This is a genomic window from Pirellulales bacterium (assembly GCA_019694435.1).
GTDB lineage: Bacteria > Planctomycetota > Planctomycetia > Pirellulales > JAEUIK01 > JAIBBZ01.
Window position 1 is genome coordinate 18,069 of the sequence record JAIBBZ010000026.1, and the last position, 23,047, is coordinate 41,115.

The 23,047-nt window shown below is 64.3% G+C and carries 14 protein-coding genes and 1 pseudogene; 7 read left to right on the forward strand and 8 right to left on the reverse strand.

Annotation, left to right across the window (positions count from 1 at the left end; translation table 11 throughout):
• Positions 1-85: 85 nt before the first annotated feature.
• Entirely contained in the window at positions 86-2,452 is a 2,367-nt protein-coding gene (locus K1X74_17255) for an SUMF1/EgtB/PvdO family nonheme iron enzyme (GenBank protein MBX7168087.1), read from the reverse strand.
• Positions 2,453-2,696: 244 nt separating this feature from the next.
• Here K1X74_17255 and K1X74_17260 point away from each other — a divergent pair, with 244 nt between their 5' ends.
• The 7 genes from K1X74_17260 to K1X74_17290 all read left to right on the forward strand — a co-directional run bounded on the left by K1X74_17260 (position 2,697) and on the right by K1X74_17290 (position 13,617).
• On the forward strand, positions 2,697-3,467 hold the full coding sequence (locus K1X74_17260) for a hypothetical protein (GenBank protein ID MBX7168088.1): 771 nt from the start codon (positions 2,697-2,699) through the stop codon (positions 3,465-3,467).
• A gap of 81 nt (positions 3,468-3,548) precedes the next feature.
• On the forward strand, positions 3,549-5,894 hold the full coding sequence (locus K1X74_17265) for a PKD domain-containing protein (protein ID MBX7168089.1): 2,346 nt from the start codon (positions 3,549-3,551) through the stop codon (positions 5,892-5,894).
• A 132-nt stretch (positions 5,895-6,026) separates the two neighbouring features.
• Positions 6,027-9,155 carry a tubulin-like doman-containing protein gene (locus tag K1X74_17270; protein MBX7168090.1) on the forward strand — a complete coding sequence of 1,043 codons (3,129 nt, stop codon included), beginning with the start codon at positions 6,027-6,029 and terminating at the stop codon, positions 9,153-9,155.
• Between the two features lie 160 nt (positions 9,156-9,315).
• Positions 9,316-11,835, forward strand: coding sequence for an SUMF1/EgtB/PvdO family nonheme iron enzyme (locus tag K1X74_17275; protein ID MBX7168091.1), 2,520 nt, complete (start codon positions 9,316-9,318; stop codon positions 11,833-11,835).
• A 126-nt stretch (positions 11,836-11,961) separates the two neighbouring features.
• Positions 11,962-12,318: a diversity-generating retroelement protein Avd gene (gene avd, locus K1X74_17280; protein ID MBX7168092.1), complete on the forward strand. Its 357-nt coding sequence runs from the start codon at positions 11,962-11,964 to the stop codon at positions 12,316-12,318.
• Between the two features lie 6 nt (positions 12,319-12,324).
• Positions 12,325-13,356, forward strand: coding sequence for a reverse transcriptase/maturase family protein (locus tag K1X74_17285; GenBank protein ID MBX7168093.1), 1,032 nt, complete (start codon positions 12,325-12,327; stop codon positions 13,354-13,356).
• A 6-nt stretch (positions 13,357-13,362) separates the two neighbouring features.
• Positions 13,363-13,617 carry a hypothetical protein gene (locus K1X74_17290; protein MBX7168094.1) on the forward strand — a complete coding sequence of 85 codons (255 nt, stop codon included), beginning with the start codon at positions 13,363-13,365 and terminating at the stop codon, positions 13,615-13,617.
• Positions 13,618-13,899: 282 nt separating this feature from the next.
• On the opposite strand, the gene K1X74_17295 is transcribed toward K1X74_17290, so the two are convergent.
• From K1X74_17295 to K1X74_17325, 7 genes and pseudogenes are all read right to left on the reverse strand, one after another.
• Positions 13,900-16,305 carry an SUMF1/EgtB/PvdO family nonheme iron enzyme gene (locus tag K1X74_17295; protein ID MBX7168095.1) on the reverse strand — a complete coding sequence of 802 codons (2,406 nt, stop codon included), beginning with the start codon at positions 16,303-16,305 and terminating at the stop codon, positions 13,900-13,902.
• A gap of 89 nt (positions 16,306-16,394) precedes the next feature.
• On the reverse strand, positions 16,395-18,017 hold the full coding sequence (locus K1X74_17300; GenBank protein ID MBX7168096.1) for a proteasome accessory factor PafA2 family protein: 1,623 nt from the start codon (positions 18,015-18,017) through the stop codon (positions 16,395-16,397).
• A 52-nt stretch (positions 18,018-18,069) separates the two neighbouring features.
• Positions 18,070-18,267: a hypothetical protein gene (locus tag K1X74_17305; protein MBX7168097.1), complete on the reverse strand. Its 198-nt coding sequence runs from the start codon at positions 18,265-18,267 to the stop codon at positions 18,070-18,072.
• 37 nt (positions 18,268-18,304) lie between these two features.
• Complete coding sequence (locus K1X74_17310) at positions 18,305-19,855, reverse strand: proteasome accessory factor PafA2 family protein (GenBank protein MBX7168098.1); 1,551 nt, start codon at positions 19,853-19,855, stop codon at positions 18,305-18,307.
• Between the two features lie 30 nt (positions 19,856-19,885).
• Positions 19,886-21,523: an AAA family ATPase gene (locus K1X74_17315; GenBank protein ID MBX7168099.1), complete on the reverse strand. Its 1,638-nt coding sequence runs from the start codon at positions 21,521-21,523 to the stop codon at positions 19,886-19,888.
• Positions 21,520-21,672, reverse strand: a pseudogene (locus K1X74_17320) (hypothetical protein). The gene K1X74_17315 and the pseudogene K1X74_17320 overlap by 4 nt, the downstream one beginning before the upstream one ends.
• 1,054 nt (positions 21,673-22,726) lie before the next feature.
• A complete protein-coding gene (locus tag K1X74_17325; protein MBX7168100.1) occupies positions 22,727-23,008 on the reverse strand; it encodes a hypothetical protein in 282 nt (93 codons plus the stop codon).
• Positions 23,009-23,047: the final 39 nt, after the last annotated feature.

The window sequence follows — 23,047 nt, forward strand, 5'->3', positions numbered from 1 at the left end:
GCCGCCCACGATAGAATCCAGACAGACTTGTGCAAGTGCCGCGCAGCGGTCCAACTCCAGCGATCAACCACGCACGGTTTTCACGCTAACTAGTGCTCAGCGCAACGCGGAATCCGAGACAACATGCTTTGTGTCCGGGCTTAAAACGAAGGCGCATTGAAGAGGTGCAGTAGCTGCATGGAATGCCAAACTCCCCACCGCGAACAACTCGCTCTGTTCCATACGCTGGGCCTAGTGGATCGCAATTAGGAGCGGGAACCATGTGGTACGCACTATACCAATCACTACACCACTCCCAGACGTTTCCGTGCATGTCGTAGAGTCCTAAAGCATTGGAATCGTACGCACCAACTTGTGATGCAGCGCCAAGGTTATTGCCTTCTTGTGTGTAGAATAAGGTGCCATCGCAATTCGCATGATGGCCCTTTGTGTCCGACCCAAAACTAAATGGTGTTGTTGTACCTGCTCGGCATGCGAATTCCCACTCCGCCTCCGTCGGCAATCGGTATTCGGCTCCCAGCCAGAAACAAAAAGACACCGCGTCATACCAGCTCACGTAGATCGCAGGGCAACGCGGCTGGTCGCTGTACTTCTTGTAGTCGCTGAATCGCCAAGCGTGGCCCGGGTCAAATAACGCGTACAACTCGCTCGTCACAGGATACTGAGATAGCGACATTCTTCGCGTCAGTTCTACATTGTGCTGTTGCTCGTTTGAACGATGAAAGTCGTCATCCGCGGCTGAACCCATCAAAAAAGTCGTCGAAATGCCCATGTTGTTTGGCACGATTCGCCGGAATGTAGACAAGAACTTGTTGGCGATTCGATTGGCCTCCGCGCCGCGAGCGCCGCCGACGATCGCCTGAAACTCGCCCTGATAAGGGACGAGACAAACTCTCGTGAACTGCTCCAGTACCTCACGGGTGCCGCGCAACGTCGCGTTCTGGTGGGCTCGCCAGATCATCTCGCTAGATCGTCGTGTCCCTGCGGCCGTCCCATCACCAGGCCGAAACAACGGTTCCATCGCGGCCGTCCAGCGCTTGGCCGAAACCCGCGTTAGCGGCATCTCGCACGCAAACCGCCAGACGCTGTACAGGAACGCATCGACTTCCATCGGCGGCGACAGGAACACATGGTCTGCCCACCACGCCAGGTCGGCGGCCGAGGCGTACTTGACGATCCACAGCGCCGCAAAGAACGCCTGCAAGGTCGGATCGCGCCAGTAGACCTGGCGAAGCCCGTCGTTATCGAGGTAGCCGTGGTCGAGGACTTCATTGGCCTGGCCTACCAGGTCGAGCCGCTCTTCGAACGCCTCGGGGGAGGAGATCAACAACTCGCCTTGATAGTGCCGCCAGAGCCCCGCCCGAAAGTCCGCAAACTCCTGCGCGGGCACGCCGGCGAAGTTCTCTTGGCGCAACATCGCGAACGCTAGCAGGGCCAAGAGCTGCTCGGCATGTTCGGACTTGAGCCGCGCGACGCCGTGCGAGCCGCGCAGGTCCTGCTTGGCGATCCGCTCGAGATCCTGGGTCATGCACGCGTGGTACACGCCCGAGCCGGTGCGGAGCTTGCGCAACTGGCCGAGCGGCAGCTCGCGGCGGATCAGCTCGAGAAACCGCGGGATCGCCAGGACGTCGACGTCAAGCTGGCCGAGCAGGTCGAACCGCTCGGGGCCGAGGTATTCGCGGACCTCGTTTTCGGTGAACGGCGACAATTGGGCAAACCGCCAGTGTGGCTGGGCAAACAGCGAATGGCGGTAGCGAACCACGCCATGCGGCCGCCCCGCCACGACGACGCGGCAGGCGGGGCCATATTCGGCGAGGAACCGGCCGAGCAGGTCGACCTTGGCGACGGTTTGCGGATCAAGCGATTGGGTCTGATCGAGCGCGTCGACCAGCAACACCAGCCGGCCGGCGTGCAACAGCCTGACGAGTTGGGCGGCGAGTTGCTGCGCGTCGCTGCGGATGCCCGAAGGACCCGTCTCGGCCAGGGTCGCACGCACCTTGGCGACGACGACGCGCAGTATCCAGGCCAGCGGCGGTTCGCCCGCGACCGGAGCCGCGACGCGCGGCAGGTCGAGATAGACGGCGAAATAACCGGGGGCGTGACGGGCGATGGCCGCCTCGGCCCAGCGGAGCAGCGTGCTCTTGCCGATCCCGCCGTCGGTCGTCACGCACAGCCAGCGATGCGTCTCCTTGGCCCTCAGAAGCCAGTCGAGAAATAGCCACCGCTTATTGGTCTTGCACCAGGGCCGCTTTCGCCGACGGCGTGGACGGCCCGTACGCGGTGCGCCCCGAGTATCGAGCTCGCTTGCCGGACTGCGATCGCGCCGCCCGCGACGAAAGGCCGCCGGCTGGAGATGGGGCCAAGGATCACGGCCGCCGCGCAGCGCCAGCATCCGCTGCGAATCGATCCACGGTGGCTTCCCAACGGTGGTCGCGGACGAATGCTTGGCCAACGGTTGCCCACCTTTCCTAACGTCGCGCTGCGGGGTCGGCCAAGTATTTATAGCCGCCGGGCACTTGGCAAGGTGCCGTAGACGGGTAGACCGCATGCCTTTTTAGCGCAGGCGGAGCGGCACAAAAAAATCGGCCGCGAACCGCACGGGTCTCGCGTGCCATGCCTTTATCAGTCGAAGGCTCGGCCGCGCGGCCCTGGGTTGCGTCCCTCGATGCGTTCGCCTCTTGCACAAGGATCTCGCCATGCAGCGCACAAAAAGCAAACGGTTGGCAGACTTTTATCACGAGCCGGACGAAATCGATCCGGGCGAGCCCAGCCTGGCGCGCCCGACATGGAGCCCGTGGCAGTGGGCTGGGCTATTGCTCGTCGGCCTGGCCGTGTTGTGGGGTGTATTGCAGTTGGGTCGGGCAACCCTGGCAGGACGCCGCGAGCTCACCGTGATGGTCTCCGGCCCGCAGGTAGGGCGGCTGCAGCCAGGCGCGGCCGTCGTGCTGGGCACGGCGAATGTGGGCTGGGTTGAGCAAGTCGGGCTCGACGACGGCCGACCCGTGGCCGAGCTCAAGCTCGATCCGCTCGCGGCGAGCGTCGTTCGTGGCGAGTGCCAATACGTTGTCCGGTCGCTCAATCGGTTCCTGCCGGGCAACTACGGTGTCGAAATCGTGCCCGGAAATCACCCGGCTGCCGCCGGCACGCCTCCGAGCGCGGAAACGCCGGTTGCCCAGACGCCCGGTGGCGCACCGCCGTTGCAAGGGGGCTATCTGGCACTGGGCCTCGTGGCGTTTGCGTTGGGCTTGGGCGCGCGTGTGGCCCGGTTCGCGGTCGGTGCGCTGCTGCGATCGGTGTTCCTGGCCGTGACGATTCTCGGCCTGGGGCTGTTCACTTATGGCGCGGTGCCGCGCGAACGGTTGCTGGAGCTGCGCGACTGGGCGCTCGAAACCGCCGCGGAACACGGTCTGGCGATCCCGACGCTGCAACGCCCTGCGGCAATCGAAGGCCCGAACGCAGAAAGCTGACCACCACCATTGCAGCATCTCGCGGAGCACATGCACTGGATCGAACGCCTTATCTTGAGCCCCCTGAACAAGGACTTAGCCATGCGGACATCTCTCAAGAAGCCGTGCTGTTTGTTGTGTCTATTTTTTATGCCCTGGACGACCGCCGACACGGCCAGTGCCGCGGCGACGAATCCGCCACTGGTGTTCATCGTGCTGATCGACGTCAGCGGGTCGATGCGCTACCCGTTTCCCGCCCCGGTGCAACCGGTGCTGTCGGACACAAGCAAGCTCGACGATGTGAAACGCCGGCTTACGTTGTTGGCCGATCACTTGCCCGCAGGCACGCGGATCCTCGTCAAGACATTCGATCATCAGTTGATCGACGTCGTCGACCTCCAGGTTACTGACGCCGCCGCTCGCGAGCGGCTGAAGCGGGCGTTTGCGGCGATCAAGTCCCGTGAGGGCTCGACCTATCTATGGCGCTCGGCCGATCACGTCTTGAAACTCGCCCAACAACTGGCCGAAGCCGAGTCACAAGACTTGCCCGGCCGGGTGCGCGTACTCCTGCTGACTGACGGCGAAGACACGGAGAAGGCCCCCAAACTGAATCATGCGACGCTCGTGGCGAAGTACCGGCATGTGCTGGAGTCGGTGGTCACGGTCGATTGGATCACACTGGGCTACGACGTGAAGGCCGATGTCAAAGCAACCCTCGAAGGGGCAGGGGTCCGATTTACCAAGGCCTTGACGGCCGAAGAAGTCTTGCCTCTGCGGGCCGGATTTCGGCTGTCGGCCATGTCGGTGCAGGTCGGGGAGCCCGTCAAGCTAGTCGACCAAAGCATCGGCATCCTGGCGGAGCGCAACATCGACTGGGGAGATGGCACGGGCAGTAAGCCTGGCGATCGACCGATCCATCGCTACACGCGGCCAGGAAGGTACGTCGTGCGATACCAGGTCAAGCAACCGGGCAAGTCGTCGGCCAAGCCACGAACGAGTGAAGCCCGCGCGACGTTGATCGTGACCGCGCCGACGCCGCCGGTGGCGAAGTTTCGCTTCTCGACCACCGCGCCCCGGCTCGGGGAGACGGTAGCGCTCATTAACGAGTCGAGCGCATCGGCGGTGCGGTTCGAATGGCGCTGGGGCGCTGGCTCCGTGTCGAGCGATCGGCACCCGACATTTGCACTGTCGCAGTTCGGTGACTACCTCGTCACGTTGACGGTGTGGGACCAGAGCGGCCAGTCGAGCCGCGTCACGCAGAAACTTTCCGTCGTGCGCCCCGAGAAGCCGGTGGTCGCTTTCGAGTTTACGGCGAGTGTCGGTCCTGATGACGAAATCACGCTGGTCGACACATCATCGGGCCTCGTCGACGGCGAGGGGGAGTGGTATCTGGACGGAAAATTGCTTGGCTCGGGTCGAACCTGGAAGTTGACGGCGCCGCTGCCGGGACAACATGCGGTCCGCCGTGTCATCACGGGCCCCGGCGGAACAGCCGAATTGGAGCGTCCGCTGATCGTGGCTGCCTGGCAACCTCCCCAGGCAGGTTTCACGGTGGGGAATCCTGCGCCGTTTGTCGGCGATGTCATCGTGATTACCGACATTTCGAAGGGGTCGGTATCGGAGGTGGCGTTTGCCGTTGCCGGAGACGCCGAGCCGATGCATCTGACGCTCGCGCCTACGGCCGCAAAGCGGTGGTTTGAGCTGCCTTGCCAGCGCGTCGGCAAGGTCACGATCCGGCAAACGGTACGGGGGCCCGGCGGTCAGGACGAGTACGAAACGACCCTTGAGGTTGCTGCCCGCTCGGTGCAGCCGCGCGCCATTTTTGAGGTGGACCGTACCCCCGGTCGGGGCTTGACCAACGTAGGCTTCCGCAGCCGCTGCACCGGCACGATTGCCAAGCTGATTTTTGATCCGGGAGATGGCTCGCCAGCGCAGGAGTTTTCCGGCGCGCGTGACTTCAGTTATCGCTATCGCCCGGGCCAGTGGACCCCACGAATCGAGGTGCACGGACCCGCGGGTGAAAACCTTGTGCCCGCTGCTTGGCAGGGCCCGACGCTCGACATTGCCCCGCCGACACCGGATTGGGTGTATCGGCTGGCTTGGCAGTTGCCGCTGGGGGCGCTGGTGCTGACGACCGTCGGCATCGGAGCCTGGAAGCGGCGTGCCAGGACGTTCGATCGACGGCGGGCGCTGTTGTGCGGAAACCTGGTGGTCAGCCGAGGGCCCCGACACCGCGATGTTCAGTGCTTCGAGTTTCCCGGCACATCGGCCGAAGAGGAGGTCGAAGTGGAACCCGGCACCCGCATCAAGCTTACAGCGATCGCCGAGCAGGCACTCGTGAACTACCGGCTGGAACTGAGCCAACAAGATCGGCCGGTTCTGCAAACGGAACTCGAAGAAGGGCTGGAAGTCTTGTTAGAGCCCTACCGAGTGACCTACACGGCCTGACCCTGAGCGCCGCCGGAGTTGTTCTGATCGCGCCGGCGGCATGCCTTTTAGTTGCAGCAGTGGGGCGGGCGGAGAGTCCATCTCGCGCTCCAGGATCCCTCAATCTCCCTGATTACCACGAAGGAGTATGTCATGTCGTCTGCCGAAACGAATCACCGTCACGACCCTGTCAGCTACGGCCATGCGGCCATCCGCGAGCAGGTGATTGAAGCCCTGCAATCGCCCCCCACCCTGGCGCCGTTGCCGCGCCGCAAACGCGGCCGCAGGTTCGCCCGCAAACTGCTGATCTTCCTGGGCGGCGCCGCGATCAAGACGGGCAGTCGCCTCAAGCGACTGATGCAATCCCTCAAGGCCGATTCCCACTTCGAGTTTCTCGCCATCGACACAGACGAGTCGAGCCAGGCGGGAGCCGAGGGCTGCCCGGGATTCGATGACGACGAATTCGTGCACATCAACTTGCGCGAGATCGGTAAGATCGTCCGCAATCCCGACACGCATCGCGCTATCTTGGAGCGGATGGGTCTGGCGGACCCCCAGCAGCTGGCCTTCTTCGAGTCGATGATCCATGACGACAACGACCAGGCCGGTCAGGTGCGAGCCGCGTGCGACCTGGGCGTCTCGGCAGCCTGGCATCTCATCTCCAGCGCCATCAAGCGCAAACTCGCGATCCTCAATAGCACGTCCTACCGTCTCGAGCAGCAATTAGGCACCGAGGACGGGAACGACCTGAAGGACGGTCTGGAGGCCTGGATCATGTTCTCCGACTGCGGCGGCTCCGGGTCGGGCGCGGCGCCAAACGCGCTGGCGTTGACGCGAGCGTTGACGAGCCATTTGCCGACGTCAATCAAGGCGATTGTCCTCGCGCCGAGCACATTTGAGCGCGTCATGGTGGGCAAGCCGGATCAGTTCAATCGCTTGAAATCGAATGGCTACGTCACGCTCCAGGAGTTGCACGCCCTTCGCGAGGGTTTTGGCAGTCGGGTCAACCTGAAACTGGGGCCGGACGAACGGAGCCAGATCCCTGTGCCGGCAGGCTTGTTCAACGAGCTGTTCATTGTCGGTCGCTATCAGGCCAATGGGCGAGAATTGCCGTCGGCCGAGGCGGTGTACGATTCGCTCGCGCTGGGCGTCGCGGCCGAACTGGGCACCGAACTGGTGGACCTCATCGCGTTGGATGATTCGAATCAGGCCACGCTCCGCGAACTGATGCCTGACCCGGCCACCGGCCAGGCGCGTTACGTTAGTACGCTCGGCGCCACGGCCCTGGCCTTCTCGGCTGATCGTTGTGCCCAATTCTGTGCCGCGACCAACCTCGATGGCTTCGTGCAGCGGCGCGTCTTGGGTGCGCAGCCGACGGCTGAAGCCGCCGAGCAATCGGCCAGCGCCTGGTTCACTCGGCCGCTGCCTGATGATGCCTTGGCGCTGGACCCCCGCGCCTTGACGGCGACCCTCCGACGTCTGGTGTTGCCAAACGCGCAGCACCTCGTTCGTCCCCTGTTCAAGCTCGTACAGGGCTCGCAGCGGCTGTACTACCGCAACGGCGAAATCCCCGACCGGATGCACCAGCTCCTGCAGCAATTCGAACGCGTGCAACTGCCAGCCTTGGAGGCCCGCGTCGCCGAGTTCCAGGAGGTGCTACTGAAAGAGGTTGGCGACTCGCTGCAAGCACAGTTCGAGCAGCTGGTGGTTGCCACCGGGCATCGCACGGCGGCAGCCTTTGGTGCGCGGTTGATCGAACTGCTGACCGAGGACGCGGCGCGGCTCACGGCGGAGGCGGCCGATGACGAACAGCGGGGCAAACGCGCTGTGGTTAAGGCCAAGGAGTCGGCCCTCAAGTTCTCAACAATCTGGCGGCGATATTGGACCAGCGGCCGCCAGCAGGACGCGGTCGCTGCGCATTTGCTCGACGGTTTGTCCGCGTCGGTCGATGCTTCGTTGAAGCGGGCGGCGCACAGCGTGCTCCAGGACGTGCTGACGAAAGCGTCGCAATGCCAGGATCGGATCGTTCGCGTGCTCCAGGAAATCCCGCGCTGTCGGCAGAACTTGGCCGTGACTCAACAGCAGTACCGCGCGGAACAGCGGCTCACAACCGACTCGCTCGTCGAGGTTGACATCTCGACGGTGAAGTCGGATGCAGCCTTGTTCGCCCGGTTCCGCCTGGAAGATGACGCCCTGTTAGCCCGACTCGAAGCGCGGCTACAGAAGTCGTCACGCAGCACCCTACGTGCCTTGGCGATTCAACCCGAGGCTCTCGAAGTGGCGATGCGCCAAGTGGCCGACCATTTCGGGGCCGCGTTCCGCAACGTAACGGCCGTCGATCTATTGGCCGGTCAATTGGCCGATGCCGAGTCGCAGCACGGCGCCTTGGTGCGAATCCAGCACGTGGTTCAGGCCTGTCAGCCGCTCTGGCAAGCCGATCCGCGGAATATCGGCGTCCGGTTTGCCGACACGATGATCATCGGCATCCCGCCAGGGGAAGTGCCGGCCGAGCGCGAACGCGTCAAGGCGGCACTGCTCACCGCGGCGACCAGCCGCATTCACGCCAACGGGCAGTACACGGGCAAGGCCGACGCCGTTGCCACGAGCGATCCACATCGGATCTATGTCCTCCGGCGCACCCATGGCGCGTGTTTGCACTACCTCAGCGAGGTCCACGAGGGTCACGCCGCCTACGAGGAATGGCAGCGGATGGGCGGCCATCCGCTCCACCTGTTCGCCCCGGAAATCGTGGCCAACATGCCCTCGATTATCCCGCAGCAGAGGGTAGATGATGGCGAGCTGGCGTTCGCGCTCGGGGTGGCTTATGGCTGGATCGCCAACCGTGGGCCCTGGTGGTATGCCAACCTGGCCGCCGATGCTCTGGGCTCGAACCGCCTGGTTTGTCGCCTGAACAGCCACTGGGACGGGGTCGCCTTCCAGGGCCAGCAGCCCACGGTCGAAAACGGTGCACTCCAAACGCTCCTGGGGACCGGGCGCCTGGTCTACGAAGCTCGCGACGACATGGTCGCTACCGATCGGCTCGCTCAAGGCATGGAGAACGCTGCCCGAGCTGTGATGCAGGACCCGCAGATGATCGAGCTGATTCTCAATACCTTCGACGAACTGCGGGCCGCCGCCGGCGACGTGAAGGTTGCCGAGGAAGTGGCCGGCTATGTGGCATCCCTGCGCAAGCGGATGCGCAGCAGCGACAAGAATTTCGATCTGGTGATGAGGATGTCCGACACGCTTCAGCGCCGTGTCGGCGAGCTGTGCCGCGACTAGCGGCACTTTCCGTACGCACCGGCGCGGCGGCACGGTTGTGTAACCGCCGCGCCGGTTGTTTAACTGGCGGCGAGACGTTTCGCGTATAACAGTGGGCTCGTCGTTTCGACTAAGTTCGCTAATTCAAAGGCCGTAAGGTCGTCCCTACTCAGGAGTGCGAATGCAGCGACAACCGCACTACATCGCCGACCAGCGTCTCCGGATCCTGCACCCCAAAGACGGCGTGCCGAGGCTGGCCGATCTCGATGTCCCCCGGCGGGGCGATGCGGACCAGGGGGCGCGGGGTGGCGGGCGTCGTTCGGGCAATTCCCCCCCTGCGGCGTTTAGTGGGGCCTGGCAGCCGGCCGATCGGGGCCGGTGGGTCGCCGGCCAACTGGCCGCGGCTGACCATATATATAGGGCGCTGCCTGATGCCCCCGCGGCCAATCCCCCCGGCCGGCGTCAAGAACCCGAGGCCCGCCGACGCCGTCCCGCTCCCGCCGAACGGCCGAGAACCCTCGCCCCCGCTCCCGGCGGGCTGCGCGAGGTCGTCCTGTCCGAGGCCGGTGAGGGGAAGTCGACCACGCTCGAGTACCTCGTCACCTGGACCTGTGCGCATCGTCCGGCCGGCTGTGCCTTTCTCGTTCGGGCCGACGAGCTGCCCGCCTCGGCCGAAAAGTTGCTCGACACGCTCGTCGACAAGGTCCTCTCGGGCAACAACTCGGTCTCCCATCTGTCGCCGAAGAACCGGCAGGCGCGACACGCCGATGTGCGCGGGCAGCTTGCCCGGCTGGCGATGCGGGGAGAGTTGCTGTTGGCGTTCGACGGTATCGACCATGCCAGCGATAAGCAGCTCAAGGTGCTCGGCGCAATCCTCAACCACCGCGACACGACGTTTGCCACGTGTCGGATCATTCTGGGTAGTCGCCCCTATCGGATTCGCGAGCACTTCGAGACGCTGTTCGGCCACCAAGACTTCGCGCCGGGCTGGCAGTTCTTGTGGCTCGAGCCGTTCGACGAACCGCAGCAGCGGCTTTACCTGGGCAAGGACAGCGCAGGCCGTGATCGCTACGACAATGTCCCGGTCGAGGCCCAACCGCTGTTGGCCGTGCCGCGGGTGCTCTATTACCTGAGCCTGCTGGATGACGCCGAGTTCGCCGGCCTCAGCACCCCCAGCGACGTCTTCTGGAAGGCAACGCGCAAGATGCTGGCCGATGGCCTGGCCAACAGCACGCGGACCAAACAGGTCAAGCTCGAAGACGTGCAGATGCTGCTGGCGGCGATTGCCTTCACGATGGTGGCCGACGGCGCCGAACCGAACTTCCGGGCCGTTGACGCCCACGCCCATGCGATGAAGGAGCTGGCGGCCGCCGTGATCCGCCGGCAACAGGCACACTACCAGGAGCTGAAGCTCCGCGTGCAGCGCACGCCCGCCTGGTGGGATCGGTCGCTCAAGCAGCTCGCGGCCCTCAACACGGTCGTGCAGTTTGGTTTCCTCGAACAGAACGCACCCAGTGGGATTCAGTTTCGCGATCGGGGCTTGCAGGAGTTTTATGCGGGCCTGTGGATGTCGCTCTATGCGCCGGCGGCCGATGCCCAGCGGCTGTGGGGCCTGGTGTACCTCCCGCAGGACGATTCGACGGGCGACTACTACTGGATGTGGCGCTATGCGGCCGAGATACCAGCCGAGGCGCGACCGCCGGCGAAGACGAAGCTGAATCCCTGGGTTCGTTCGCTGGGCGTGGTCTATCGCCCCGGCGACGGGACGGCCGCCGGAACCAAGCGGAGCTGTGAAATCATCTACCGCTCTTGGGAGCCAATGCAGGCATATGCCATCGCGGGCGACAAGTCGGCGAACGATGTAATCGAAGACTGGCAGAGCGAGTTCGAGGATGTCCTGCTCAACAGCAACTGGTCGCGGTTCGAGAAACTTCACGGCCACGACTGGGGCAGCCCCTCGAAAGGCAAGAAGACCACGCGTCAGGACGTCGTCTGGTCGTGGGCGGCGGCAACAAGCCGGGCCCACCAGTTCAAGAATTGCTTCATCAAGGTCCCCGCGGGCCGCTTTCGGATGGGATCGCGAAAGGGCGATGAAGAGCGATACGACGACGAACCAAACGGCATCGAGTTGAGCGTCGGCGCGTTTCAGCTCAGCCGCTTCCCGACGCTGATCGCCTGGTACCACCTGTTCGACCCCCGGCATGACGATCCCTGGCTTGAGGACGTTGGTCCGGAGGGGCCAGCCACCGAGGTCGATTGGTACGATGCTTGGGTGTTTTGCCAGTGGGCTCGATGGGACGGCGAGAGCTGCCGGCTCGCGGACGAAGTCGAGTGGGAATACGCCGCCAAGGCAGGCACGGATTGGCGCTGGCGCCGTTGGTGGGGTGACGAGGCGGACGCAAGCCGCATGACGTTTAAATCAGGCGAACCCACGTCGCTGGAACCCGCCGTCGCTGCGGGCAAGCACGCACACGACAATCCCTGGGGGTTTCGCGACATCTTGGGCAACGTCTATGAGTGGACGTCCTCGTGGTACGAATACGATGCATTGCGCGCCATGGAGCCCAGCTTTGTCGGCGATTCCCGCGTGCTCCGCGGCGGTTCTTGGAACGACTTCGCCGGGTACTGCCGATCCGCCTACCGGTACTGGCTCATGCCCGACCTCCGCTACTTCATGGGGTTCCGTGTTGCCAGGACTTAGTATCGGTTTGCTCTTTTACCCTGTAACGCTCTGCCCTTTCTGCCTTCTGCCCTTTTTCATTTTCTGCTGGCTGCGTACGACGAGCGCAGCGAGGCGCGCGAGTTATTCTTTAGGAAGGACCACCCGATGAAGCCCGATGCCGAGTTGCCGATCGTGCGGTTTACCCACGAGTTCATCGTCTGCCTGATTCCCTTGGTCGGCAAGTTCCCCCGCGACCTTCGGTTCACCCTCGGCGAACGGATCGAACGCCAGGCGCTTTTGATTCTCGAGCTGTTGATTCGGGCCCGTTACCAGCGCGAGCGATCCGAGCTGCTCGAACAAACCAATATCGAACTGGAAGTGCTGCGCTATCTGGTTCGCACGGCCCATGACCTCCGGGCCTTGCCCACCAAGGCATTCGGCCGCATTGCCGGCCAACTGCTTGAGCTTGGCCAACAACTGGGCGGCTGGCGCAAATCGCTCGCGTCGCGTCCCACGAGGTAGGCGACCATGAAACGCCACGGTGGCTTATGGTGCGAGGTGGTGGCGTTCGAGAATCTCTTGCGGGCGTTTCGCAAGGCCCGCCGGGGGAAATGCCAGCGCCGCGATGTCGAGCGTTTTTCGTTTCGCTATGAACTGGAATTGGCGACACTCCAACGTGAGCTGGTCGCCGGGACGTACCAGCCGGGCCCGCTACGGACGTTCATCCTCCACGACGGCAAGCCGCGGCGGATCAGTGCCGCGCCGTTTCGCGATCGCGTCGTGCATCACGCCCTGTGCAACGTGATCGAGCCGATCTTCGAGCGGAGGTTTATCGACGACAGCTATGCCAGCCGGCAGGGAAAAGGGGTCCACGCGGCAATTCGCCGCTACCAGCAATTCGCTCGCGGCCACCCGTATGTTCTGAAGTGCGACGTCAGCAAGTTCTTTCCGAGCGTGGATCATCACGTGCTGCTGCGGTTGTTGGCCCGCAAGCTGAAAGACCGAGACGTGTTGGATCTCGCGCGCCGGATCGTCGCCAACAGCAGCCCGGCCCTGGCAACCGACGCGGGCCTTCGCGGCCTGCCGATCGGCAATCAGACGAGCCAGTTCTTCGGCAACGTCTACCTCGATCCGCTGGATCATTTTGTCAAGGAGCGGCTCCGTTGCCGGAGCTACCTGCGGTATGTCGACGACTTTGTGCTCCTCGGTGACGATACCCATCAACTGGCCGGGTTTCGCGAGGCGATTGCCGAGTTTCTCGCGAGCCTGCGCTTGCAGCTTCATCCCCAGAAGCGCGCCATCAGCCGCACCGGAGATGGGCTGCGACTGCTGGGCTACCGAGTCTGGCCGCGACACAGCCGGCTGACGCGCGAGGGGGTGCTGCGAGCGCGGCGCAGATTACGCCGGTATCAGCGGTGGTATGCCGCGGGCCGGTTGACCGGGGCCGAGCTGACCCAACGAGTGCGTGCCTGGCTGGGACATGCCCTCCATGCCAGCCCGGAGAGCTTTCGTCGCGATCTGCTCGGCGATATTGTGTTCACCAGGTCACCCGCCGATTGATCCCGCGTGCTCCGCGGCGGTTCTTGGAACAACAACGCCAGGAACTGCCGATCCGCAAACCGGAACAGGAACATGCCCGACAACCGGAACAACAACATGGGGTTCCGTGTTGCCAGCACAGCCGGCGGCGCGAGCCGCGAGGGCCCGAACTTGCCGGTTCACGGACCGGCAGGGAGCGCATCTGTGCAGTCCAAGGCGCGTGACCCGTGTCGCGGGACGGAGCCGCGGCCGAAAGAGACCGTGGCCGTCCGAGGTTGGTAGCCGGGAGGGCGAAGACCTTGGGCGGCCCTTTGCCGGTCGCGGCCACCGATTCGCTGGGGCCCAACGGAGTTCGGTAGATTTGCCGAAGATTCAAGAAATCAGGCAAATTCGCCTAACTCGGCAGGCGGCTCGCTTGTCGGCTCGCGCCGCCGAACGCGGCTCGGACCTCAAAAATTAAACTCGCGCGCCTCGCTGCGCTCGTCGCTGGCATACGCAGCCAGCAGAAAGAAAAAGGGAAGAAGGCAGAAAGGGCAGAGTGTAAAAGGGCGAAAGGGCAAACCGTTACGAAGTCCTGGCAACACGGAACCCCATGCCGTCGTCCCGGAGGACGGGCAAGTTCCCGAACCGGTTTGCGGATCGGCAGCTCCTGGCGAAGTTGAACCAAGAACCGCCGCGGAGCACGCGGGATCGGCCTGATGGTGGGCCCTCCGGATCCGTCACCGGTGCCTTCGGATAAGCTCCGTACCAGTCGCTGCACCACTCCCACACGTTACCGTGCATGTCACTCAACTCCAGGGCATTGCGCCGGTAGCCTCGCCTGGGGTCGTCGGGATTCTTCTTGTCAGCGTCCCCAACGGGTGTCGTACGCTCCAGGTATGGGCCCCTGGATTCGTCGCCATACGGGTAGTTGCCGTCGCAGTTCGCCTGGGTGCCGTTCAGCACCTCGCCAAAGTGGAACCGCGTCTCTGTACCCGCGCGGCAAGCGTACTCCCATTCCGCCTCGCTGGGGAGACGGTACTCGGGACCCAGCCACAAACAAAAAGACAACGCGTCGTACCAGCACACGTAGATTGCGGGGCAGCGCGGCTCTGGGCTGCGCCGCTTGTAGTCGCTGTACCGTGAATGGTGTTCCGGGTCGAACAGGCCGTACTGCTCATTCGTTACCGCGTATTCCGCAAGACTGAACGGCTTCGTCAGCTTTACCTCGTGCTGATGCTCATCGTCCCCCCGCCGGGGCTCGTCCAACGGAGAGCCCATCTGGAATGTCTGTGGAATGCCCTTGTCGTTCGGGATGATCGACTTGAAACCGTTTGAGAAATCGGCGGCAATCCGCCGGGCCTCGGCGCCGCGATCGCCGGCGATGATTCTCTGAAACTCCTGCTGGTACTCGTCCAGGCATTCGGATTTGAACAGATCCTTCAGCTTCCCCGTCGCGCGAGATTCCCAGTTGGCATGCGCCCGGTAGATCATCTCCGTCGAGCGCCGCGGCCCCGGGGGTGTCCCATCGCCGGGGCGGAACAGCGGTTTCACGGCAGCCGTCCAGCGGTTCGCAGCGACTCGCTCCAGCGGCATCTCGCACACAAACCGCCAGACGCTGTAGAGAAACGCGTCGCTCTCCATTGGCGGCGACAGGAACAAATGCTCGCCCCACCATGTCAGATCGTCGGCCGAAGCGTACTTGACGATCCAGATCGCCGCGAAGAAGGCCTGCAAGGTCGGATCGCGCCAGTAGACTTGCGTGAGCCCATCGTGGTCGAGGTAACCATGCTCCAAGGCCTCGTTGGCCTGGGCCACCAGATCGAGTTGATCGCCAAACTCCCGCAGTGAGGTAAACTCGGCCAGGTCCTCCCGGCGGCGTTTCCAAACCGCGCCGCGAAAGTCCTCGAAATCTGCCGGGGCCACCCCCTCGAAGTTGTCAGCCCGCAGCATCTCGAACGCCAACAGGGCCAGCAGCTTTTCGACCTCGCTCTTCTTTAACTTGACGCGTTGACCCAGCCGGTTGAGGGCATCCTTGTTTTCAATCTGCCGAAGGTCCTCTTCCAGGCACTCGAAATACACGCCACAGCTCGTGGCGATCCCTCCGAGATCGTCCAGCTTGTACAGCACCTCGAGAAACCGCGGAACCCGCAACACGTCGACGTCGAGCTGTTGCAGCAGCTCGACGCGCTCGTCCCCCAAGTAGATTTTGACCTGTTCCTCGGTGAAGGGCAGCAACTGCACGTAGCGCCACGCGCGAGCGGGTGAGGTGCTGGAGTCGGCAAACAGGTCGCTCCAGTACCGCTCCACTCCATGGGGCCGGCCCGAGACGACGACGCGGCAAGCGTGACCATCGGCCTTCAGAACAGCGGCCAGGGCAGCGATCTTCGGACTGACTTCGTCGTTTCTGGTTGAGCGGGTCTGGTCGAGTGCATCGAACAGCAGCACGAGCCGCTGCTGGTGCAACAGCCGCTCGACCTGGTTCGCCAGTTCGTCGTGCCGAATGGAAACCTGGCGGCCATTTGACTCGGCACCATGCACGCCCTCGGCGACGGCGGCCACGACGATGCGCTTGATCCAGTCCAGGGGTTTCTCTTCGGGAGCCGGAACGGCGATCTTGCCCAGCGGCAAGTAGACGGCCAGAAACTCGGGCCGGTGCCGGGCAATCGCCGCTGTGGCCCATTGGAGCAGCGTCGTCTTGCCGATCCCGCCGTCGGTCGTGACACACAACCGGCGCGAGGGAACCTTGGGCTGGAGCAACCAGTCGAGAAACACCCGCCGCTTGTTCGTCTTGACCCAAGGGCGCCTGCGCCGGCGGCGCGACGGGGTGGCGGAGTCCTGCACGCGCCGCTTGTCGCGGCGGAGACGGCTGGCGCGAAAGGCTTGGGGAGTCAGGTGTTTTTGCGGATCGGACACGTTGCGCAACAGAAGCATCCGCTGCGAATCGATCCACGGCGGCAGGGGCCACTTTGCCCGCTTCGTCTTGGCCATGGGTGCCATGCCGGGTGCCCGATACCGATCGACCGTCAACAGAGTATCCAAACCGTGACGGGCCGGGACAAGCCGCGGGGAGCGCAATGCTAATGTCCCAGTAAAGCCTGGCGGATCGAGGCGAGTTCTTCTCGGAGGCCGGAGCGGTCTTCGGTCGAGCGGGACTGGCGCGGCGGAACCAGCGGCGTGAAGGGGTTTTCGAGTTCGTAGTAGCGGTCGAGATGGTGGTGGGCGACGGCGCCCCAGGTGGCTGACCAGCCGGGCTCGGTGTGCAGCTCGCGGATGAGCTGAGCCCGCGCGGCGGCCCGCGTGCCGGCGGGCGGTTGGGTCTTGGCCTGCACGACGGCGTCGTCGGGGGCGAGGCTCATGTCGATGCCGCCGGCCGCGACGAGTTGTTCGAACAGCCCGCCGAGGCGGTGGTACTCGAAGTCGACGCGGATCAACCGAATGACCAGTCGCAGCCGGTCGAGCGACTTGCGACCTGCGTCTTGGACGGTTCGCATGGCGGCTCGGAACAGCGGTGCTGCGGCGGCCGGCAGCTCGGCCGGCGATTCAGCCAGGATCGCGGCGACCATCGGCTCGGGATAGATCGTGCGCAGCCGCTTGAGCAACTGGACGCCAAGGCGAATGTCCTTCAGCGTGGCCCGCGAGCGATCGAGCTCGTGCAGCACGATCCGCAGCTTGGTGTAGGCATCGAGGCGCCCGGCCAGGCTGAGCGGGTCATCGCGCAGCTCGCTGAGCAACCCGCCCCAGCGCTCCAGCGCCGCGGTGATCCAAGCGGGACACGAGCGCTGGTGTACAAACTGCGTGACCGCATCGAGGTACCGAGATTGAATCTCCAGGGCTGTCATCCGCCGGCCATCGGCTAAGGACAGCTCAGCTTTCAGAAACGGATCACCCGAAACGGTCTGCAGGGCGTGCACCGGATTTTCGAGCACCAGCCCCGCGCCGACCTGGCCGCCGTGGTTGATGACCCAGAGCAGCACCGCCGTGTTGGCAGCCGAGTAGTAAACGTTCCAGGGACAACGCGACGAATCCTTGCCGATGAGGTGCACGCGCCGCCAGCCGGCGCGCGAGCGATCATGCGAATTCCGGACGCGGGTCGAAAAGATCGCGCGGTTGCCCGTGGTGTCGCTGCCCGTCGCCTTGGTGAGATGCCGGGCCCGTTGCGAGAGCTCGTAGCCTGAGCCATCCTTGGCGCCGGAGAGACATCCGCTGCCGGCGTAAGGGAGCCGGGTGACGAGAAACGCCATCAGCGGCTCGGCCAGCGAGTTCAGCGGCCACCACGCGGTGAAGCTCTCATGGTTGCCGCGGGTAATGCGATCGGGGTCAATCGGACCGACGTTGTTCTTGACGATGGTGATCTCGCTGCCGGATCCTTGCCGACGACAAACCTCGGCGGCCAGATCGCGGAGGATCTGCTCGTGCGCCTGTTCGATCAACACCAGTTCCTCCGGCGTGCTGCATTCAGCACTACAAAACTCGAGCACACCGTTAATCTCACCGTAGAGCCGCCCGCCATTTTCGAGGAACAAGCCGCTTTGGCCGTGGTCACGATTGGCCGGCAGTTGCACCAGCGTCTGCCTGGCCTGCTCCAATAAGAGCTGTTGCAGGACCTCGGGCTGCACGCGGTTGCCACGAATCGCGCCATTGACGGCCAATTCGGTCTCGGTGCCGAGAATCATGGGGCGATCGAGCCGAGTGACGGACATGGGGAGCTCGCTTTCGGAGTGGTGGAACGCACTTAGGCGTGGCGACGCGCGGTTATTGGGCCGAGCGTTGCCGGTGATCTTGCAGCCACTGCTCGGACTCGCGGGGGGTAAGGCTGTCGAGCGTCGCATCCGCCGCGTTCAGAAGGTTGCCTGCTCGCTCGCGGGCCGCTTCGCGCTGAGGGTCGGGCGACGGATCGGTGCTCCCCTGGGGACCGCCGAGCTGAGCTTGGTGTTGTCGTTCGCGTTGCATCGCGTGGACTCCGGATTGAGACGTGGGGGACAAAAGACTACTGCCAGGAAGTCGTCTGGATGCGAGTCGCTGTCAGGCTAGTGCCAGCCAACGGCGCACTCCGCTCGTTGAGGGCCGTAACGATCGCTTCGAGCGAGTCGAGGGCGAGGATGTCGGCGCATTCGTCTTGCCCGAATCGCCGTGGGTCAGGCATCGACACGCGGGCCACCTGCGTCCAGCCACGAGCCACGGGGATGCGGAAGGTGATCCACGACCAGTCCATGCTGCTGACGTATTGACCGAAACGGCGCAGCAACTCGCCGCGGAGCCAGGCCCGCGTGTCGCGCGGGGGCTGGTGCATGGCCCGCTCGAGGTCCGCCTCATCCGGCAGCTCGGCCACAGCGCCCGCAGCGGCCATCTTGAGGAACAATCCCTGCTCGGGATCGAGATTGGCGTACTGCATGTCGAGCATCCGCATCTCGGCCGTATCCCAGCGCAGGTTGCGCCGCGCCCGATGGCGGTCCAACAGCAAGTACTTGAGCCAGTTGTCGTGCCGCGCGGCGAGGGCCTCGACGTCGCGCTGCTGAAGCAGGTCGAGCGAGGTTTGCCAGTCGCGGAGAATCGATTCGATCTCAGGGACCGCATCGCGCAACAGGCCTTCGGCGTGGCAGCCGGCAACCAAGTCACGAATTCCCTGCTGGATTTCGAGAGCCGTGAGCTTGCGCCCGCGGACCACGGTGGCGAGTTTCTGTTGCAGCCCCAGATCGCGGCTGATCTGCGACGCCGCAGCCACCGGATCGCCGAGGGTAAGACTCGGATCGACGATCCCGGCTTCACATAGCGCCACCACGGCCTGCAGCGCCCCAGCCGTCAGGCGGTTCGAAACGGGCGCCAGTGTCAAGTCATGGTAAATCACATGCAGCCGGGCCATGCCTTCACCGGCATGGGGTTCGTTCCGCGTGTTGATCAGCGGCCTGTGCTGCATCGTGTTGACGTCCCACATCCGCTCAAACGCGTCACAACGTTGCGAGAGTTGGTAGTCACACGCGTCACGGCCGTTGCGCGCCCCGACGGTGCCTTGGCCGCTGTACAGGGCGCTGGTCACCAGGTGTGTCGCCAGAAAGGTGCCCAACTGCGGCTTGCGAGGATCGCAGAGGTCGTGCCAGCATTCGGCCGTGCAGAGCACGTTTTTATGCGCGCCGTAGCTGATGTGGTCCTGCCCGTCGCCATTGTTGGCGAACACCTCGACATGCTGACCTCGCGGGAGCCGGGCATTGACGAGCTGTCGGGCACGTTGGGCCCAACGCAGGCCGGCGTGGAGGTACAGTGCGTGCTCGCTGGCCGACCGGCACTCGGGCACGTTCCACTCAAAATGCTCGAGGTCTTCGTAGCGCGATGACCCACTCGGCAAAAACACCCGGCCCAGCTCGATGGCCGTGCCGCGCGACGCCGGGTGCAGCGGATAGCCAGGCACCGCTTGCAGCAACAACTGCGCCGCCTCGCCGGGCAGGTGATGACGCTGCCGCGCGTCGACCAGCGAGTTGCCCAACTCGAAGTCGGCGCCGAGGATTTTTTCGATGGGTGGCAGCTCGCGGGCACGGTCGTACATGGCTGAGACTCCGGATGGATCGGGTAACGGTCAGGCGGGCAAGGCGGCACGGGTGGCGGTCGAATTGGTGCGGACGTCGACGGGATGCGCGTCTTGGGGAATCCGCTGCAGATAGGCCTTGGCATTGGCCGGGCTGAGCAACCGCGCAACGGCGACCAGCTCCGTTTCGAGGGCCAGCAGCAGGTCGTCGCCGGTCACTGCGTCGTCGCGGCCCGTCTCGATCTCACGCACCGCCGCGGCTTCGGCGGCGCGGGCACAGACGTTCTCCAGCATCGCGCCGCTGATCAACTCGCGACCCGGCACGACGATCTGCCGGCCATCGGAGAGCTTGACCGTGACCAACTCGGCAAAAGGGCTATTAGGGCTGAATAGGCGACTCATCAGCGGTGCGACGAGCAGGTCAGTGGTGCCTTCAACGGGTCGACCGGTCAGGTAATGCCGCAAAATGGCTTCCGCCGTGCGCCGATTCGGCGCGGGAATCGTCAGCTTGAGATCAAACCGCCCCGGACGTGTCACGGCCGGATCGAGCAAGGCGGCCCGGTTGGTGGCGGCGAGGATCACGAGGTTCTCGGCCGTCTGCTGGACGTCGTCGAACAGGCCCAACAGCGTGTTGGTTACGCGGTCCGCCGCGCCGCCGGAATAGTCGGTGCCCCGCGCCTTGGCCAGGGCGTCGAACTCGTCAAAGAACAACAAGACCGGCCCCTCGAGCGCAGCCTTTGCCGCCGCGGCAAATCGGGCCCGAAGATTCTCCTCGCTGTGGCCGAACCACATCGAGTGGTCCTGCGAGCCGATGACGCTCATGAACCGGCAGGGGCGGTCGGGGAACTGCTGCCGAAGAAACGCGGCCGCGCAGCGGGCCAGGCGCGTCTTGCCGTTGCCCGGCGGACCATCCAGCAGGATGCCGCGCTTGCGTGGCAGGTTGAAGCGTGCGGCCGTCGCGCGATGCGCGAGCGCGAAGCCCAACGCATGGCGGATCTGGCGGATCGGAAGCTCGAGCCCACACAGTCCGGCGAAGTCGTCCTCGGGCACCTCTTCGGTGAACCAGTGACGTCCGTTGGGCGAGGGCAAGCGCACCAGGGCCAGTCGTGAAGAGGCGTGGAAACCAATTCGGTCACCGCGCGTAAGCGTCAGCTCGCGCAGTTCGCCCGTCAGCGTGACGGGAATGAGTTGCTCCTGCATACGCAGCAGGGCCCGATCTTGGCCGAGCCGTTCCTCGAACGGTGCCACCTGATCCCAGGCCAATCGGTCCGGCAAGGTGCCCACGATGCAACCACGGTCGGCAGTCAGATAGACCGAACCGCCGATCGTGAGCTCGGCCGGGTTGAGTGTGGGGTGCACCTGGGCCCGGAGCGGCGCCTGACCCTCGATCGACACCAGCGCCAAAGTCTGGCCGTTGCGCTCGATATCCGTGAGGATCCCCACGGGATTGTAGGGCGCCGTAAGCTTGGCATGCTCGACGCGCAGCTCGTCGATCGATGCACGAACCTGCTCGTTCACAGCCCGCAGTCGGGTGTTTTCTTCGACCAACTGTCGTGCTGCACGGCGCCGCAGCAGCGGATTGCTTGACGCCAAGGCCTCGAGTTGTGCCTGGCCGCGATCATCGCCCGCCGCATCAGCCGTTGCCGAGCTGTTTTCATGCACATCGGGCCGCGGAGTTGCTTGGGTCATGGAAGATGCTCCTCGCACAAGCTGGAAGGATCGAGTGCGGTAAGTGGATCGTGGGTCAGTCGTCGAACACGTAGCAGCCGCGCGGAACAATCTCGCCCGCCTGCCAACCGAAGCAGCGCACGGGCAAGTGGCCCAGCGACGACTCCAGTCGCGAGTCGACGCCGGCCAACAGACCGACGGCGTAGGGCGCAGCGAAGGTCGTGGCGGTGAGTTGCGCATCAGCGGTCGAATACGTGAGTACCTTGGCGAGACACTCGGGCGGCGTGGGCAGCGGGCAGGCACTACAGAGTTTGAAGGGGTGCGAGTGCATCCAGCCCAGCAACAACTCCGCGGGAGTGGCACCGGCACGCAGGGCGCTCATTCGCTTCGCCTCCGCAAAACACTCCGGCGTAAACGTCAGCGTCGTCGCTGTGCCCTGAGCGGTTGCCGAGCTATCGACCAAGCAGGTCACCTGGACATACACGGTGCGCGACGCCGGATCGCGGCACACCTGGCCTAGCAGCAACCCGCCGACTTCCACGTCGGGCCGCTGGAGTGCCAATGCGTGAGATTGTTCGATCACCGCACGGGCGACGTAGATCGGCAAGGCGCCCGGCTGAGGATCGTCCCACGGTTGCACTGTGCCGAGTTCAGCCAGCAGTTGTTCGACGATCGTCAGGCGGCTCGTGGCCGGACCCAGGGCCAGCTCTACAGCCGAATTGCTGGAAATCTCGCTGGGCGCGTCTTCAAGAAACGCGTTGAGTACGTAGTAATGCGTGGCCGAATCATCGCCCTCACCCGTGATGCTGGGCAATGGCGCCCGCAGTCGATCGACCTCGGGCGCGAAATACCGCAGTGCAAACTCGCTGTAAAACGTCTCACCCGAGGGCAGCGGCACCCCGACCCGAAACCCATCGGAGCGACTCGGGTGGTCGGCAATATGCACAAACAGCGGGTCGATCCGCGCCGCATCGAGCCGAGGCGCGTACGCACCACAGCGCCCCAGACGATAGGCCTCGAAATAAGTTGATTGCACGGCGCGAGCGAAATCGGCCGGGACCAGCCGCTGGCCGGCAAGTCGCCGGCCTTGGCCATCGATCAAGTCGAGCTCGAACTGGTAATCGTCGCGTTGCGTGGCGGTCGCGGGCATGTTGCGTTTCTCCAGCGTGAAGGAGCGGGACCACCGGCGGTGCCCGTGGGAAGGCACCGCCGGGCTCCTGGCCATTACCCCGCCTGCATTCCGGCGGTCACGCTTTTGACGAGCGTGACGGTCTCGTTCTCCTGGAGCACGTCGCCCACGACGTCGCTCGCGTTGAGCACCTCACCGCGGCTGGTGCGGGCTCCGTAAATCACAGGCCGGTTCTGGGCGTCGATCTCGGGCAGGTGTAACGTCGATGAAAGCCGCGCAATCAAATCGCCGACGCGGGCATCGCGCGGCACGTTCGAAGCACGATGCCGGACCTGGCCCGTGAAATCCTCGACTTCGAGTTCCATCGTGGCAGTCATGACCAATCTCCTGTTGATGAAGGGAAGGGAACCAATGCT

Coding starts and splice junctions, on each gene's coding strand:
- K1X74_17285 (MBX7168093.1), top strand. CDS start 12,325: ATGAAACGCCACGGTGGCTTATGGTGCGAGGTGGTGGCGTTCGAGAAT.
- avd (MBX7168092.1), top strand. CDS start 11,962: ATGAAGCCCGATGCCGAGTTGCCGATCGTGCGGTTTACCCACGAGTTC.
- K1X74_17265 (MBX7168089.1), top strand. CDS start 3,549: ATGCGGACATCTCTCAAGAAGCCGTGCTGTTTGTTGTGTCTATTTTTT.
- K1X74_17305 (MBX7168097.1), bottom strand. CDS start 18,267: ATGCAACGCGAACGACAACACCAAGCTCAGCTCGGCGGTCCCCAGGGG.
- K1X74_17295 (MBX7168095.1), bottom strand. CDS start 16,305: ATGGCCAAGACGAAGCGGGCAAAGTGGCCCCTGCCGCCGTGGATCGAT.
- K1X74_17300 (MBX7168096.1), bottom strand. CDS start 18,017: ATGTCCGTCACTCGGCTCGATCGCCCCATGATTCTCGGCACCGAGACC.
- K1X74_17270 (MBX7168090.1), top strand. CDS start 6,027: ATGTCGTCTGCCGAAACGAATCACCGTCACGACCCTGTCAGCTACGGC.
- K1X74_17310 (MBX7168098.1), bottom strand. CDS start 19,855: ATGTACGACCGTGCCCGCGAGCTGCCACCCATCGAAAAAATCCTCGGC.
- K1X74_17325 (MBX7168100.1), bottom strand. CDS start 23,008: ATGACTGCCACGATGGAACTCGAAGTCGAGGATTTCACGGGCCAGGTC.
- K1X74_17260 (MBX7168088.1), top strand. CDS start 2,697: ATGCAGCGCACAAAAAGCAAACGGTTGGCAGACTTTTATCACGAGCCG.
- K1X74_17315 (MBX7168099.1), bottom strand. CDS start 21,523: ATGACCCAAGCAACTCCGCGGCCCGATGTGCATGAAAACAGCTCGGCA.
- K1X74_17275 (MBX7168091.1), top strand. CDS start 9,316: ATGCAGCGACAACCGCACTACATCGCCGACCAGCGTCTCCGGATCCTG.